The sequence below is a fragment of the Haladaptatus sp. genome (assembly GCF_049589095.1).
In the GTDB taxonomy this organism is placed as follows: Archaea; Halobacteriota; Halobacteria; order Halobacteriales; family Haladaptataceae; genus Haladaptatus.
Genome location: NZ_JBAWAC010000550.1, coordinates 1 through 14,695, shown reverse-complemented (window position 1 = coordinate 14,695; position 14,695 = coordinate 1). Strand labels below are relative to the sequence as shown.

Below are 14,695 nucleotides of genomic sequence, written 5' to 3'. Positions count from 1 at the left end.
GGTCGATTGGTCGGCGGGGAGGTTAGTGGTTTAGGCGAGGGAGAAAACGACTGGTTTCTGGAGACGCCATCGTCAGCCTGTTCGATCGGGGAGTTCCGTGCGATTCCCGTCCTCAGGTGAAAATCTCGGTTCGAGCCGAGAGACTCGAAACAGGACCGCGAGGAGATACCCAAGGGGAAGTCGCAACGGCTGGAGCGTCCGTGTCAGGACGCGAACCGCGATTACACCAAGTACGATGTCGAGGACACCGAGGATGACAACTGCGGGAACGACAGTACTCCAGACCCCGCCGAAGTTAGAGAGAGTAATCGTACTTGAGACGTGCGGCCCGAGCATGAGGGCACGGGCGGCATCGGTCCCGTAGGTGAAGGGGTTGAACTTCGCGACGATCTGTACCCAGCCAGGGAGTGCGTCAAGCGGTCGTCCACTTCACGGAACAGGTCCACGATACGGACGCTGAGGCGAGGGATAGTTCAACCCTCTACGGCCTCCTCATTCCCGCACTTGCAAAAGGACTGACCGCCGACTGATCGACGACTCTCGGGTTCAGAAAGGAGGTACGACAGACCATGCCGTCCCGCGAGAGTGGCGGTATCAGTAGTAGCGGGAGACAGGTAAACCGTGAACCGAAACGAGGAAACCGTCTCATTCAAAGTAGTTTAGTCAGTTCGATTTGAGATTCCGGATATGAATCTTTTTGGTCGGTTACTGACGCTCGTAGAACCGAATTATCCGGATTGGTTCATCAGAGAACAGGACCCCGAGCGTCTCATATTCTTCAGTGATGCCGTTTTCGCCATTGCGATTACGCTCCTCGTGATCGATATCGGCGTCCCTGAAGTACCAGCTACGCAGCCAAACGCCATGCTCGCCGAAGAACTGCTCGCGCTCTTGCCGCAGTTCGTGAGTTTCGGACTCAGCTTCCTCGCTATCGGGACGTTCTGGCTCACCCACCACCGCCTCTTCACGTACATCGAGAGCTGTTCCCGGCGGCTCCTCTCGCTGAACTTGCTCTTCTTGCTGTTCGTCTCGCTCGTCCCGTTCTCGTCGGCGCTCCTCGGCCGCTATAGCGGCCGACGACTGGTCGTCATCTGGTACGCATGCCACATGGCTATCGCGGGGATGATGCTGCTTGGGATCTGGTACTACACCACCGAGATCAAGGACCTCGTCCAACCGGCAATCGACACACGGGCGGTCCAATACATCGGTCGTCGAGTCGGGGCCGTCCCGATGGTGTTCATCGTCTCAATAGGAATCTCTTTCCTCAGTATCCGGCTCGCCGAAGCCTCGTGGCTCCTTCTGATCCCAATCCACCCTCTCATATCGTTGTCCGGATTCGATCACCCACGAAGGGAGCGGCAGTAACCTACCGAGTAGTCCCAACGATCGACAGCAGTGAGTAGATTAGTCCGGCAGAGGGCTCATTTCACAGTAAAATAGAACAGATGCAAAACGAGAACTCCGCCAACAACTCCGGTGATGGCCCGGAATCTCGTTCGGCGACGAATCCGTTCGTCTCGATCGTTATCTCGAGATATCTCGTCCTTCGGTGTCCATCACGCTCTCCACTTCTTCACGCGTCACGACGGCAACGTCGCCCGGGATGGTCCGTTTGAGCGCGGCGGTCGCAGCGCCGTATTCGAGCGCGGTCGGGACCGGTTCGCCCGCCAGCCTGCGGGCGAGAAACGCGCCGACAAAGGAGTCGCCGGTGCCGATGGGGTCCACGGTGTCGGTCTCGAACGAGGGCTGTTCGTGGATTTCGCCGTCGTGGAGCGCCAGTGCGCCGTTCGCACCGAGGGTGACGATGACGGTTTCGAAGTCCCACTCATCGGCGAGGTCGCGGGCGATGTCCGCGGCGTCGCCCGACTGATCGAGGACGGTTCGGGCGTCGCGCTCGGCGGTGACGAGCACGTCGATTCGGGGGAACAGTTCGGTGAGCGACGCGCGCGCCTCGGCGGGCGACCAGAGTTTCGAGCGGTAGTTCACGTCGAACGCGGTGGTCGTCCCGGCGTCCTGTGCTTCCGCGAGCACCTCGTCCACGGTGGATTCGAGCGTGTCGGACAGCGCGGGCGTGATGCCGCTGGTGTAGAACATGCTGGCGTCCTGAATCCGGTCGAGCGGCACGTCGTCGGGCGTCGCCGTCGTGACGGCGGCGTCGGCGCGGTCGTAGATGGCGCTGGTTCCGCGCGGGTCGGTTCCGAATTCCAGATAGTACGTTCCCTGTCGGCCCTCGTCGCTCCACTCGATTTCGGTCTCGATGCCGTACTGGCGGAGTCCGGCGGCGACGCGCCGACCGAGCGGCGAGTCGGGGAGTTTCGACGTCCACATCGTCTCCGCTCCGAGGCGATGGGCGGCGATGGCGACGTTGCTCTCCGCGCCTGCGGCACGGAGTTCGAGGGTGGACGTACTCTCGATTCGTTCGCGGTCGGGTGGCGAGAGACGCAACATGGTCTCGCCGAATGTCACGAGGTCGGTCATATTCCGGAGATGAACCTCGGAGCTCATAGTTTCCCCGATGCGGGGTCGAAAAACGAGTTCGTTTCAGCTACGTGCCGATTTCAGCGAGTCAGTTCCACGGCCCGAAGTCGGGGTCGACCTGCCGCTCCGTCTTGCCGATGTCGTCGATTTTCTCGATGTCCTCGTCGTCCAGTTCGAGGTCGAGGGCGGCGTAGTTGTCCTCGATGTGATCCTCGCCGGTCGCCTTCGGGATGGCGACGACGTTGTCCTTCGACGTGATCCACGCGAGGCTGACCTGTGCTTCGCTGACGCCGTGTTTCTCCGCAATTTCGGTCAGTTCGGGCACGTCGAACACCTTGCCACGGGCGAGCGGCGAGTACGCGACGAGCGTGATGTCGTTGTCCTGTGCGTACTCGACGAGTTCGTCCTGCGGCAGGAGCGGGTGCATCTCGACCTGATTCGCGTAGATGGGCGCGTCGAGGATTTCGGCCGCCTCGTCCAACTGCTCCGGTTGGAAGTTGCTCACGCCGACGTGTTCTATTGTACCCTCGTCGTATAGTTCGTCGAACGCCACGAGCGTCTCCTCGGGGTCGTACTCGCGGGCGGGCCAGTGGATGTAGAGCAGGTCCACGTAGTCCGTCCCGAGCTTGTTCAGGCTCTCCTCGGTCGTTTCGAGCACGTCGTCGTGTTCGAGGTTGTCGGCCCAGACCTTCGTGGCGAGGAAGAAGTCCTCGCGGTCCACCGACGAGTCGGTGATTCCCTGCCCGACGTGTTCCTCGTTGCCGTAGGCCTGGGCGGTGTCGACGTGTTCGTAGCCCAAATCGAGGGCGTATTCGACGCTGTGGGCACACTCGTTACCGTCCGTGTTCTCCCATGTCCCGATACCCAATTTCGGAATTCCGTCGCTGTCGGCGTCGTATGTCATCGTATATTCTGCAAAGGGTAGAAGGGAAAAAGCGGTTGTGGCGGCGGAAATTCTGTAGGGATTCGTAACCCGGGGACGGAAAGGAGTTTTGGCCTCGCCATCGTTCACAAATCGAGGGCGAAATCGTGCAGGAGTTCGTCGGTTACCCCTGATAAGTGCGGGTTTCGGAGAACTTAACCGCCCGCCGGAAGACACCCCTGTATGCGAATCTCACTCTTGGGAGGAACCGGCGACATCGGACAGGCGCTCGCGCTTCGCTGGGCGTTCGACACCGACCACGAAATCGTGATCGGTTCGCGCGACCCCGCGAAAGCCCGCGCGAAGGCCGAGGAGTACGAAACCGAACTCGACAGTCTCGGCGTCTCCCGCTCCATCAACGGTTTCAAGAACGGCATGGCCGCCGAGCGCGGGGACATCGTCGTCCTCGCCGTCCCACCGTTCCACATCCGCGACACGGTCGAATCCGTCGCCGACCGACTCGACGACGTGGACGTGCTCGTCACGCCCGCCGTCGGGATGAACCGAGACGACTCCGGCTTCCACTACAAGCCGCCGAAAGCCGGGAGCGTCACGGAACTCGTCGCGGACACCGCACCCGACGGGATTCCGGTCGTCGGCGCGTTCCACGGCCTCTCGGCCGACAGGCTCGCCGACCTCGAACTCGACATCGAACAGGACACGCTGATCGTCGGCGACGACGAGGACGCAAAGGAGATGATTCGGCGACTCGCCGAGGAAATCGAGGGACTACGAGCGCTCGACGCCGGGGGCATCGCGAACAGCGCGGAAGTCGAGAGCGTGACGCCGCTGCTCATCAACCTCGCACTCGAAAACGAGGGGATGCACGACGTCGGCATCCGGTTCGAATAGCGTCCGCTGGTCGTGTTCGCACGCAACAAAAACTGCTTTTCGACGGACTTACGCGCCCGCTTCTTCGAGAACGCGCTCCAAGTCGTCGCGCTGAGTGACGCCGACGAAGCGTTCGACGACGCCCTCGTCGTCCTCGATGACGATGGTGGGAATCGAACGAACCTGATACTCGTTGGCGATATCCTGATGCTCGTCCACGTCAACTTTCTCGAATTCGACGCTTTCGTCCCAGTCCTCCTCCAAGTCCTCAAGAATCGGATCTTGCGTTTTGCACGGACCACACCAATCTGCGTAGAAGTCGAGTAATTTCACGGTCATGCGTTTCTGTTGTGAATTTCACTCGCCGCGTGCATAAGGGTTTCTTCCGCAACCACCTCTGCCGCCAGTTGTCATCACGCAACCGTCAGCGAACCGCCGCCAGCAAGCCGCAGTCGGCGGACCGCCGTCAGTGAATTTTCGCCAGCCGTCGCTCCATTTCTCCCTTCGTCCAGTCGGCGAGTTCCTCGGTGTCCTCGTCGAGGAACGCGGCCCACTTGTCGAACACGCCGGTGTGGTCGAGGAATCGAACGACGTCGTATATCGGCCGTCGGTCCTCGATTCCGTCCGGGAGACCACCGGCCCGCTCCCGATAGCCGTCGTAGAACGCGGCAACGACTTCCACCGGACCGTCGGAGCGGAGCGATTCGATTTGCAGGTTTCGGGTCCGCTCCACGTCCCGAACCGGATCGCCAACGTGTGCTATCTCCCAATCGAGGAAGCCGATTCCGTCCTCGCGCAAAAAGCAGTTCGGACGGGCGGGGTCGCCGTGGAGGAGCACGGCAGGTGTGTCGTCCAACAGTTCCCGATTCGATTCGACGGCTTCGACGACCTCGGCGAAATAGTGATCGAAGCGGTCGGAGGATGCGATTTCGCGCATCTCGGTCATCCGTCCGACCAGTACGTCCGTCCACGGTTCCGTTTCGAGGTCGAGTCCGTCCTCGTCGCCACCGACAACGTGGCCGTGGTTCTCGAATCGGCAGGAATGGACGGTTGCCAGGGCGATTCCGACCTGCCGAGCCAGTTCCGCCCGCTCGCTCACGCTCGCATCCGACCACAGGCCGAGCAGGTTCTCCCCGTTCACCGGTGCCGTCACGAGGTACGGAACGTCTTCCGCCGTCTCGCTCGCCAGCACGTTTGGGACGGGGACGACGCGATTGGCATCGAGATAGGCGATGACGCCACATTCGCGCGGGGTTCGGGTGCCGTCGCCGTCGTTGGCCATCTTCAGATACACCCGTTCCCCGTCCGAAAATTCGATATCGACCGTCCGGTTCTGCTCGTTCCACGACGGGCCGGAGGGATGTACCGCTTCCACGTCCCGTCCGGGAAACGCGTCGCCGAGCGCCGACGCGATCTGTTCGTCCATAAACGAACGTCTCTCGTATCCGATAAATGAATTGGGGGACGGTGTGAACGGATGGCAACCCATTCCCCGCTACGGATTCACACTGTTCCCGTCCACGGCCGGAAAACGTTCTCGTTGCGAAAGGTTTACCCCGTCCGCTCTCGGAACCCAACTTATGAGCAGTGGTCAAAATTCCGGTGGGCTGATGTCCAGCGCCGGACTCGTTCGATATTTCGATGCCGAAGACCGGAACGCGATTCGAATCGACCCCAGATCGGTCGTCGCGTTCGGCGTCTTCTTCGGCGTCGCAATCTTGGTCCTGAACTACCTCGCGATATAACGAGGCCCTTTTCCCGACCTGCTTCGAAGAATCGACCATGAGTCTCAACGCTGGCGTCATCGCTGTCCAAGGCGACGTGAGCGAACACGCCGACGCGATTCGACGGGCCGGAACCGCCCACGGGAAGTCCGTTTCCGTCACCGAAATCCGACAGTCCGGTATCGTTCCCGACTGTGACCTCCTCTGCATGCCGGGCGGCGAATCGACTGCTATCTCCCGACTCCTCCAATCGGAAGGAATCGCCACCGAGATACAAGCCCACGTCGAGGATGGGAAACCGATTCTCGCGACCTGTGCCGGTCTCATCGTCGCCGCCGAGGACGCCGGTGACGAGCGGGTCGAAAACCTCGGATTGCTCGACGTGAACGTCGAGCGAAACGCGTTCGGCCGCCAGAAGGACAGTTTCGAAGCGCCGCTCGACGTGACCGGACTCGACGACCCGTTCCCCGCCGTGTTCATTCGTGCGCCGCTCATCAGCGAGGTCGGGTCGGCGACCGTCCTCGCGGAGTGGGACGGACGGCCGGTCGCGGTGCAGGACGGGCCGGTCGTCGGCACGTCGTTCCATCCGGAGTTGACACCCGACGACCGAATTCACGAACTCGCGTTTTTCCGCGACGAGTAGCGATTTTCGCCGACGGTAAGCAAGTTTTTGCCGCTGGGAACCTTCTGCTCCCCATGGATGTTTCAATCGATGCGGTACGTGTCGCCCCGACGGGAGAGGGGCCACTTCCAGTCGTCGTCCTCTCACCCGACGACAGCGACGACGTGCTCCCGATTTTTATCCGATTCGAGGAGGGAATCAGCATCGCCCGTGGGATGGAAGCCGAAGACATCGGGCGGCCACTGACGCACGACCTGCTCCTCGACGTGATGGAGGAACTCGGCGGACGCGTCGAACGCGTCGTCGTCACCGAACTGGACGACAACACCTACATCGCCGACCTTCACATCCAGACGCCGCGCGGTCACGAGGTCGTGGACGCCCGTCCCAGCGATTCGCTCGCGTTGGCCTCCCGCACCAACACGCCGATCGAAGTCGCCGACGAAGTGTTCGAACACGGACACCAAGCGCGAGCACAGTTCGACGACCTTCAAGACATTCGGGACGTAGCTCAAATTGGTCCATGAACGACACGTTGGACGACCTGTTCGAGGTCATCGAAGACAGAAAGGAAACGCTTCCGGAAGATTCCTACACCGCATCGCTGTTCACCCACGAGAAGGGCGAAAACGCCGTCCTCGAAAAGTTGGGCGAGGAGATGACGGAACTCATCCTAGCGGCCAAGGACGACGACCACGAGGAGATCGCCTACGAGGGGTCGGACGTCATCTATCACCTACTCGTCCTGCTCTCGATGAAAGATATGGAACCGGCGGATCTACGAGAGGAACTGGAAGCACGACGCTGAGCGTTTGTAACGCGAAAGACAGCGCGTTCGCTTTTTGCGTGTGACTGCGGAAAACAACGAATCGGATTTAGCTGACGAGTTTTTCTTCGCCACGTTCCACGACGACGCGGCACGGCGGCGAGATCTTGTTGTACGCACGGCGGAACGCGTCCTTCACGAGGGGCGCGTCGTCCACGGTACACCACGCGGTGAACACTCGATCGCCATTGGCGATTCGTGCTGCCGTTCCGACCGGCTTACCGAACGCCTGTCGCATTCCGTCGGAAACACGGTCCGCACCCGCACCGGTCGCCTGCTTGTTCTCGCGCAGGACCTGGTGGGGGAACTTGCGGAGGATCATCTTGTATCCGGTTTCGCCGATGTTCTTGAGCAGGAAGCGGTTCGCCGAAAGGCGGGAGGCTTCGAGTGCGCCGTGGCGAATCTGGCACTCCTCTTCGACGATAAGCGAGATCTGAACTGGGTAGTCGTCCTCGTTGCTGTCCACTTCGCCCATCTTGTGCTGTGCGATCTTCGAACCCGGAATTCCGGTGATGTATTCGCGTCGTGTGTACGAGGGCTTGTCGATGGCCCGGTACATCGAGGCAGGTTTGTCGGACATGGTTACTACCGAATCTGTGGGTCAGGGCGTGAATAAACCCTTCGAAGCGTGTTCGCCGCTGGCTAGACGAAATCCCCGACGAAGCGGTCGGGAACGTACGCCAGCAGGTGGTCGGGGATCTGTCCGACCATCCATTCCGCGATTCGGACGAGGGGCTTGCGTAGAAGCGCGTAGACGCCCGAAATCAGGACTGCGCCGACCACGAGCGTTTGAATCGTTCCGTCGTAGAGCACGAGGCTGGGCAGTGCGACCGCGAACGCGAGTGCGAAGTCCTCCGGCGCGCCGTCGTAGCGAATCCAACGACGCGGGGAGATCCACTGACCGCGGAAGTGGTCGTACACCGCACGTTCGGACTGGCCGAGCCATGGCTTGAGTTCCAAGCCACCGCCGAACGCGTCCGAGACGGAGTGTGCCGCCGCCGCGAGGAGGAAGAACCCGACGGCGAACGTCAACGCTGTCGGCACGACCGCTGCGATCGCCAGCGTTGCAACCGCCGCGATCGAGAAGTACACCGGGAAATGCAGGGTCTTCCGGTGACCCGAGTACAGGTCCAAGTCCGGAAACACGCCGCCAGCGAATCCCGCGAGAACCGCGACCGGAGCCAACTCCGGCGCGACGAAGAGCGAGACGCTCCCGAGTAGCACGCCGAGGAGGGCGTGGGTCGTTGCCATCATGAGTAACATCGATAGGCAATGTTTGCATAAACACCTGTCGGCCTGTTGTATGATATCATGAACCATATTTACGGGAGACGAACGGATAGCCAGCGTTTACTCCCCCCGTCACCTATCGAGCAACGATGGAGATCGACCTCTCCTCGTATCGCCTCGTCCGATACCTGCAGTTCGCCATCGCCAGCGTCGCGTTCGTCGGCCTCGTGACGCGGAATGTCGGGGTACTGATAAACGGGAGCTTCGCGCTCGGGGTGACGTTCCTCCCCGGCGTGCTGAAGCGGGACTACCGCCTCTCGCTCAGTCCGACACTGACGCTGTGGATTACCGTCGCCGTCTGCCTCCACGCCATCGGCATGCTCGGGCTATACGACGAGGTCTGGTGGTGGGACCACCTCACGCACCTACTCTCGGCGACCCTCGTCGCTGGCGTCGGCTACGCGACTGCACGGGCCTTCGACGAACACTCCGACGCCGTCTACTTCCCGCCGCGATTCATGTTCGTCTACGTCCTCCTGTTCACGCTCGCCGCCGGTGTGATCTGGGAGGTGCTGGAGTTCACGACGCGGGCGAGCGCCGGATTCATCGGCGTGAAACCCGTCCTCATCCAGTACGGCCTGAGCGACACCATCGTCGACCTGATCTTCGACGCCGCGGGGGCGGTGCTGGTCGCGCTGTTCGGCACCACCCTGCTCGCCGAAACCGTCGAGACGCTTCGAACACGACTTTCGAGGGAAAAGGATTGAAATCACACAGCCCGGTTTCGTGGGGTGAGCGCGTTCAGTTCGTTGTCCGCGTTTTCCAAACGCCGCTCTCCCACCAAGCGTATAACTTCCGTTCACATCGAAAATCCGCCACCGATGGGATTTCACGGCGGAGAAGGGGCGTCAGTCCCGCGAGTAGTCCCACCCGGTCACGTCGCTCGGCAGGATTTCGCCGTTGATGTGCCACGTCCGGGGACGATAGGCGATGACGAAGATTCCCGCGTAGAAGGCCACGACGAGACCCGTGACGACCGTACCGGGAATCATTTCGATCGCCGCTGATTGAGGCCACTTCGCCGACGGCGTATAGGCCGTCAACTGGAACACCCACGCCAGAAGCAGAATGCAAAACAGCGGGGCGTACACCCGGCGCAGTCGGTGGGCCAGCGCCTCCTCCAGGGACACCTTCATTTTCGGTTTCCGGTAGTCCTCGCTCAGCTTTTGCCGCCAGTCTTCGTCCACCACGCCTTTCGAGTCGTCGAGCGCCAACGCGAAGACGTTCTGCTGGAGCATGCGGACCCGAGACCGCCAGATGTCGTAGGCGCGGTACCTGCGGGCCTCGATGAGCAGGAAGATGCTCACCGTGATGATAGCGAGGAGGACGATGTAATGGGGATTGTTCCGACTCGAAAACGCCCACGTCAGGATGGCCGCCATCAACGTTATCGCCCAATTGCTCGTTCGGTCGAGGCGCTCGCGCCAGAACTTCATGCGGTGGATCTCTCCACGATACATGTGCGCGAGCGCCGAACTCGGACCCATGTTCTCCTCGAACAATCCCGCTCCGATCTCTGTACCACTGTTGTTCGATGGTTCGTCTGATTCGTTGGTTGTCATGGGTCGATGACGTAGCTCGCCGTTTCTACGATAGGAGTGAGTATTGTGTTGTATGGTGAAAACCGTGGTGGTTTGAAGCGCAAACGGCCGGGCTATTTGACGGGAGAGTCACACATGGACACGGTCGCGTCGCTAGCCGTTTCGGGGTACAGAAAATATGGATGTTACAGTAGTGCTCGCAAAAGTGTCGCCCGATTACAGACGGGTGACGTTCTTCGCTCGGGGGCCTTTCGGGGCCTGTTCGATATCGAATTCGATTTCCTGTCCCTCTTCGAGGTCAGCGCCACCCACGTCCTCCATGTGGAAGAAAACGTCGTCGTCCGCGTCGTCCGTCGAGATGAAACCGTAGCCGCCAGTATCGTTGAAGAAATCAACTTTGCCTTTCGCCATTGCTTTTGTATGGAGTGGTGCCCCACAGATAATACTTCCGAGAGTTGTGTTACCACGAACAACGGCGCTATTCGCCGAGCCATCGCGCGATTGCACCCGCGACGAGAACGAGCGCACCGGTGATGTACGTCCCGGGAATCGGGAGGAAGAACAGTACGACTCCGAGGGCGAGAACTGGTGTGGATAGTCTCATGATAGAGGAGTTCGAGCGGACGATGGTTACGGTTTGTGGGCGAATATGCAAGCCCGAGTCGTCACATCGCCCCCACGATCACCACACCGATTCCACCGAGACCGGACAACACGCCGATCCCTTTTGCCAGTCGTTCCCCGCCGGGTGCCAGTATTTCGGCCGAGATCAGCACGGTAAGGGCGGCCATCCAAAGCAGGTTCATCGACCCGATGACGATCATGAGCGCCATCAGCGCCCAGCAACAGCCGATGCTATCGAGCGCCAGTCGCCACCCCGAACGAACCGCGTTCGGAATCCCACTCGTTCCACCCGCGAAATCGCGCTCGGGTGAACGACAGTGATCCAAGTGATGGCGCTTGAGCGAGGTGAGTTGATAGGCCGACAGCAGCAGCAACGTTACTGCCAGGAGAATCGTCCAGTTTCCGGGTGTGAGGGTGGCGATGGGAATCACCAGGGCGACGCCGAGCGGCACCAAACCGGTGAGAACCCAGACGAGTGTGTACGTGGCCATCGTGGTGACGACGGCTGTCGTCCTCCGTCCGCTCGTCGTGTCCCGATTTGCCTCGTAGTACGCCCGAAACGCGTTTGCTGACGACGGGTACATCATCGCCGTTATCATCGCCCCCCACACGAGCAGGTAGAGACCGACGCCGAGGAATCCGCCCGACAGGGCCATGGCTTCCGGCATTCCCGGTGCCGATATCCGCATGACCATGTCCGCCCCGGGCATGGGGACGCTACGGGTCGCGAGAAGGAGCCACGCGAGTACTGCGAGTCCGTACGTGAACAGGACGACTGGATGTCGCTGCCGGGCGAGAAACGCCCGCACTGGACGGAAGATGTGTATCATGAGTCCCCCCGGTTTTCGAGTAAACTACGGTCGCAACGGGTATAAGACTCTCCGACGACGGCATCACGACCGTTCAGTCGTCCGCATACGATGCTTCCGGTCGGAAGTTTCGACTGATGACCTTCCACCGTCCGGTCGAGAACCGGTAATAGTTGAGCACCGCGGGAACCGTCGTTTCGGCGATGTACGACAGATACAGTCCGACGAGTCCGATCGCCGGTATCGTCGCACCGAGATACGCCACCGGTATCGAACAGAGGAACATCCCGGCCGCTTGGGCGAAAAAGGGCCAGCGGGTGTCACCGCTGGCGTCGAGCGGACCGGCAACCGCACCGTTGACACCCTGCGCCAGAATGGCGAAACAGGAGACGTACACGAGCGAAACCGCCGTCGATACCGACGGATCACCCGGGTCGGAGACGAACAGAAGCACGATGGGTTTGGCGAACGCGAACACGATGGCGGCCGCGACGAAGTACGTGGCTACCGAGAAGAGAACGACGTCGCGGGCGTACGTCTCGGCGGTTCGTTCGTTCCCGACCCCGAGTTCCTGCCCGACGAGGCTGCTCGATGCCAGCCCGAATCCCCATCCGGGCGTGTTCATCAGTCCCCAAATCCGTCGGCTGATTACGTAGGCGGCGGCGACGCTCGGACCGAACAGGTTCACGATGGCCAGCATCGGGAATTTGGCGACCGTCCACACCATGTTCCGACCGACGACCGGAAGGCCGATGTGGACCAACTGCCGAAACGTTTCCACGTCGAGATACGTTCCGAAGGGGTCCACCTTCACGGGGAGGTCGCCCATTCCCGGAAGGCGACCGGCAACGACGCCGACGACGAACGCAACGGTCACGACGATGTTCGAGAGGAGAGTTCCCCACGCCGCACCGGCGACACCCATTCCGAGTCCGAAGACGAAAACGGCGCTCAGAACGATGTTGCTCACGGCACCGCCCGCCCGGATCACCATCGGCGTCCACGCGTCGTCAGCACCGATGTAGATCCGACTGCCGACGAGGTTGAGCGATGCGAGTGGAACACCCACCGAAATGATGTGAAGATACGTCGTGCCCAATCGGACGATGGCCGGTTTGTCGGTGATCAACGAGATGAGTTCCGAGGAGAACAACCAGAAGACGGCCGCGACGGGGAGGGAGACCAACAGTACGAGCGCGGCGCTCGACCGAATCGCTTGACCCATCTCCTCGTACGCTCCCGCCCCATACCGCTGTGAGACGAGTGCGATCGTTCCGCCGGCGAATCCCCCGCCGAGCGAGAACGCCATTCCCCAGAACGGCGAGGCGAAGCCGACGCCAGCGATGGCTGCAGGACCGATAGCGATGCCGACGAACGCCACGTCGACGGCGTTTTTCGACATGCGAGCGATACCGGTAACGATACGGGGCCACGCCAGATCCGTCGTTCGCCGCACGTTTTTCGGTTCGACGAGGCCGAGACGGGCGAGCGAGAGACCGATACCGAGAATGATCAATCGAGCCGGGTTCGGGAAACGGGAGTCCACAGTGGGTGTTTCGAATCGAAAGTAAAAGTTCCTTTCAAATGCGGTAAGAAAGAGGGAGTTCGACGGTCGTTCACAGCAGCAACCGAGTGATAGTTCACTCCGCAGGGGAGATGACCACACGCGACCCGTCGTGTACTTCGACCCGATATCCGACGTAGTCGAACGAAACACACGATACCGAATTCGACGAGGTTACCCGTTCGAGTGCATCCCCATCGACGGCCGAATACAGCGGTTCGAGATCGGCCATATCGACGTTTTCCAACGCTGTGACTGCCGACACCACGGCTTCACAGACGGACTCGTTGGGGTCGAGGGTGTGTTCGTAGTCGTGTTGCTTCGATAGGATTGTCTCGGTCGAATCGGCAGATATCTCGGTCGGTGACTCTTTCATGGTTCTCACTTGTCGTTCATCAGCGAGTCGAGCATCGAGACGAATTCGCCCGATTCCCAACTCGTCTTGTAGGCACGTATGGTCCCCGACGGGATTAAAACAGACCCACAGTTTCGGAACCCGAAATCGGGCGACAATGTGGCTCATAACGCCGAGGAATTGACGAACGGTACAGCTGACATTTTTATCCCGCGGGACCGTACTTTCATCCGTGAGCAAGGAGTGGGGGCCGGACGACATCTTCGACGTTCTCGCCAGCGAGACCGCGAGGGACATCCTCCTCTTGAGCAATTCGACAGCCATGTCAGCAGGGCAACTCGCTCGGGAGTGTGATGCGTCGAAGCCGACCGTCTATCGGCGGATAAACAAACTTCAGGAGTACGACCTCCTCGAACAGCGGATGGTCATCGACAATGGGGGAAACCACTACAACACCTACCGGACGAACATGGACCGTATCTGCTTCGACATCCGCGGTGACGAGTTCGTCGTCACCATCCGGTTCGAGGAGGACCTCATCGATCGATTCGTTTCCGCGTGGACCAAGCTCGGACGGTCGGAGACGGGGGACAACTGACATGCGTTCCGCCCGATCCAGAGGGAGGTACTCATGGTGAACGGAACGATATTTTGGGCGTTCGTCCTGACGAACGTGTTCGTCTTCCTCATCGGCACCATACTCGCGTATCTGAGTTACAGAGCGTCCCAACGGGTGGGAGGAGGTTCGTTCCGATACGCGATACTCGGATTCGGTCTCATCGCGTTCGGCTCGTTGATCGACCTCGTTTACGAGCTGTTCGTAAAGCGGACACAGGAACTCGACGCGACCGAAATACTCGCCCTTCACACGAGCGATTCGGCACTCGTCGGCCTCGGCCTCGTCTTCCTGTTCTACTCGCTGGTCGGCACCAGATGACCCCCACTTCGTCGTCGAACGGATCGCGCGCCGTCAGTCCACGATAGAGAGCGCCATGAAGTTCCAATCGTCCCGGATTTCCGCCGGGGTCTGGGATTTCCCGTACGGCTCGGTGAACTCGAACCCGAGGTCGCGATACAACGACTGGGCGCGCTCGTGGTACGGGGCC

The 14,695-nt window shown here is 60.7% G+C and carries 21 protein-coding genes; 9 read left to right on the top strand and 12 right to left on the bottom strand.

Features of this window, described 5'->3' with window-relative positions; translation table 11 throughout:
* Nucleotides 1-687: 687 nt before the first annotated feature.
* Nucleotides 688-1,368, top strand: a complete 681-nt coding sequence (locus WBV42_RS17430; RefSeq protein ID WP_423987149.1) for a TMEM175 family protein — start codon at nt 688-690, stop codon at nt 1,366-1,368.
* 159 nt (nt 1,369-1,527) lie between these two features.
* Here WBV42_RS17430 and kdgK1 read toward each other — a convergent pair whose 3' ends face one another.
* Nucleotides 1,528-2,481: a bifunctional 2-dehydro-3-deoxygluconokinase/2-dehydro-3-deoxygalactonokinase gene (gene kdgK1, locus WBV42_RS17425; protein ID WP_423987148.1), complete on the bottom strand. Its 954-nt coding sequence runs from the start codon at nt 2,479-2,481 to the stop codon at nt 1,528-1,530.
* Between the two features lie 88 nt (nt 2,482-2,569).
* Nucleotides 2,570-3,385: an aldo/keto reductase gene (locus WBV42_RS17420; RefSeq protein WP_423987147.1), complete on the bottom strand. Its 816-nt coding sequence runs from the start codon at nt 3,383-3,385 to the stop codon at nt 2,570-2,572.
* A gap of 201 nt (nt 3,386-3,586) precedes the next feature.
* Here WBV42_RS17420 and npdG point away from each other — a divergent pair, with 201 nt between their 5' ends.
* Entirely contained in the window at nt 3,587-4,255 is a 669-nt protein-coding gene (gene npdG / locus WBV42_RS17415; protein WP_423987146.1) for an NADPH-dependent F420 reductase, read from the top strand.
* A 48-nt stretch (nt 4,256-4,303) separates the two neighbouring features.
* Here npdG and trxA read toward each other — a convergent pair whose 3' ends face one another.
* Both trxA and WBV42_RS17405 read right to left on the bottom strand, forming a co-directional pair.
* Nucleotides 4,304-4,573, bottom strand: coding sequence for a thioredoxin (gene trxA / locus WBV42_RS17410; RefSeq protein WP_066144638.1), 270 nt, complete (start codon nt 4,571-4,573; stop codon nt 4,304-4,306).
* Between the two features lie 127 nt (nt 4,574-4,700).
* Nucleotides 4,701-5,660 carry a phosphotransferase family protein gene (locus tag WBV42_RS17405; protein ID WP_423987145.1) on the bottom strand — a complete coding sequence of 320 codons (960 nt, stop codon included), beginning with the start codon at nt 5,658-5,660 and terminating at the stop codon, nt 4,701-4,703.
* 154 nt (nt 5,661-5,814) lie between these two features.
* On the opposite strand from WBV42_RS17405, the gene WBV42_RS17400 reads away from it, so the two are divergent.
* Genes WBV42_RS17400 through hisE form a run of 4 tightly spaced genes read left to right on the top strand, consistent with a single transcriptional unit; the run spans nt 5,815 to nt 7,388 of the window.
* On the top strand, nt 5,815-5,979 hold the full coding sequence (locus tag WBV42_RS17400) for a preprotein translocase subunit Sec61beta (protein WP_066144645.1): 165 nt from the start codon (nt 5,815-5,817) through the stop codon (nt 5,977-5,979).
* A 37-nt stretch (nt 5,980-6,016) separates the two neighbouring features.
* A complete protein-coding gene (pdxT, locus tag WBV42_RS17395; protein WP_423987144.1) occupies nt 6,017-6,601 on the top strand; it encodes a pyridoxal 5'-phosphate synthase glutaminase subunit PdxT in 585 nt (194 codons plus the stop codon).
* A gap of 53 nt (nt 6,602-6,654) precedes the next feature.
* The gene (locus WBV42_RS17390; RefSeq protein WP_253226780.1) at nt 6,655-7,107 is read left to right on the top strand and encodes a bifunctional nuclease family protein; all 453 of its coding nucleotides are present in this window, start codon (nt 6,655-6,657) and stop codon (nt 7,105-7,107) included.
* On the top strand, nt 7,104-7,388 hold the full coding sequence (hisE, locus tag WBV42_RS17385) for a phosphoribosyl-ATP diphosphatase (protein WP_066144653.1): 285 nt from the start codon (nt 7,104-7,106) through the stop codon (nt 7,386-7,388). The genes WBV42_RS17390 and hisE overlap by 4 nt, the downstream gene beginning before the upstream one ends.
* A gap of 67 nt (nt 7,389-7,455) precedes the next feature.
* On the opposite strand, the gene WBV42_RS17380 is transcribed toward hisE, so the two are convergent.
* Both WBV42_RS17380 and WBV42_RS17375 read right to left on the bottom strand, forming a co-directional pair.
* A complete protein-coding gene (locus WBV42_RS17380; RefSeq protein ID WP_423987143.1) occupies nt 7,456-7,986 on the bottom strand; it encodes a 50S ribosomal protein L16 in 531 nt (176 codons plus the stop codon).
* Nucleotides 7,987-8,048: 62 nt separating this feature from the next.
* Entirely contained in the window at nt 8,049-8,660 is a 612-nt protein-coding gene (locus tag WBV42_RS17375; RefSeq protein WP_423987142.1) for a metal-dependent hydrolase, read from the bottom strand.
* Between the two features lie 125 nt (nt 8,661-8,785).
* Between WBV42_RS17375 and WBV42_RS17370 the strand changes: the two genes are divergently transcribed.
* Nucleotides 8,786-9,403, top strand: a complete 618-nt coding sequence (locus WBV42_RS17370; RefSeq protein ID WP_423987141.1) for a hypothetical protein — start codon at nt 8,786-8,788, stop codon at nt 9,401-9,403.
* Nucleotides 9,404-9,544: 141 nt separating this feature from the next.
* Here the strand turns inward: WBV42_RS17370 and WBV42_RS17365 are convergent, their stop codons facing one another.
* The 6 genes from WBV42_RS17365 to WBV42_RS17340 form a co-directional block, all read right to left on the bottom strand.
* Complete coding sequence (locus WBV42_RS17365; protein WP_423987140.1) at nt 9,545-10,258, bottom strand: DUF2270 domain-containing protein; 714 nt, start codon at nt 10,256-10,258, stop codon at nt 9,545-9,547.
* A 195-nt stretch (nt 10,259-10,453) separates the two neighbouring features.
* Nucleotides 10,454-10,648 carry a cold-shock protein gene (locus WBV42_RS17360; protein ID WP_007979825.1) on the bottom strand — a complete coding sequence of 65 codons (195 nt, stop codon included), beginning with the start codon at nt 10,646-10,648 and terminating at the stop codon, nt 10,454-10,456.
* 67 nt (nt 10,649-10,715) lie between these two features.
* Nucleotides 10,716-10,841: a hypothetical protein gene (locus WBV42_RS17355; RefSeq protein ID WP_423987139.1), complete on the bottom strand. Its 126-nt coding sequence runs from the start codon at nt 10,839-10,841 to the stop codon at nt 10,716-10,718.
* Between the two features lie 61 nt (nt 10,842-10,902).
* Nucleotides 10,903-11,691: a DUF2182 domain-containing protein gene (locus WBV42_RS17350; RefSeq protein ID WP_423987138.1), complete on the bottom strand. Its 789-nt coding sequence runs from the start codon at nt 11,689-11,691 to the stop codon at nt 10,903-10,905.
* A 73-nt stretch (nt 11,692-11,764) separates the two neighbouring features.
* Entirely contained in the window at nt 11,765-13,216 is a 1,452-nt protein-coding gene (locus WBV42_RS17345; protein ID WP_423987137.1) for an MATE family efflux transporter, read from the bottom strand.
* A gap of 94 nt (nt 13,217-13,310) precedes the next feature.
* Nucleotides 13,311-13,610: a HalOD1 output domain-containing protein gene (locus WBV42_RS17340; protein ID WP_423987136.1), complete on the bottom strand. Its 300-nt coding sequence runs from the start codon at nt 13,608-13,610 to the stop codon at nt 13,311-13,313.
* A 211-nt stretch (nt 13,611-13,821) separates the two neighbouring features.
* Between WBV42_RS17340 and WBV42_RS17335 the strand changes: the two genes are divergently transcribed.
* Nucleotides 13,822-14,187, top strand: a complete 366-nt coding sequence (locus WBV42_RS17335) for an ArsR/SmtB family transcription factor (RefSeq protein ID WP_423987135.1) — start codon at nt 13,822-13,824, stop codon at nt 14,185-14,187.
* A 33-nt stretch (nt 14,188-14,220) separates the two neighbouring features.
* The gene (locus tag WBV42_RS17330) at nt 14,221-14,526 is read left to right on the top strand and encodes a DUF7521 family protein (protein ID WP_423987134.1); all 306 of its coding nucleotides are present in this window, start codon (nt 14,221-14,223) and stop codon (nt 14,524-14,526) included.
* The last annotated feature ends 169 nt before the right edge of the window (nt 14,527-14,695 follow it).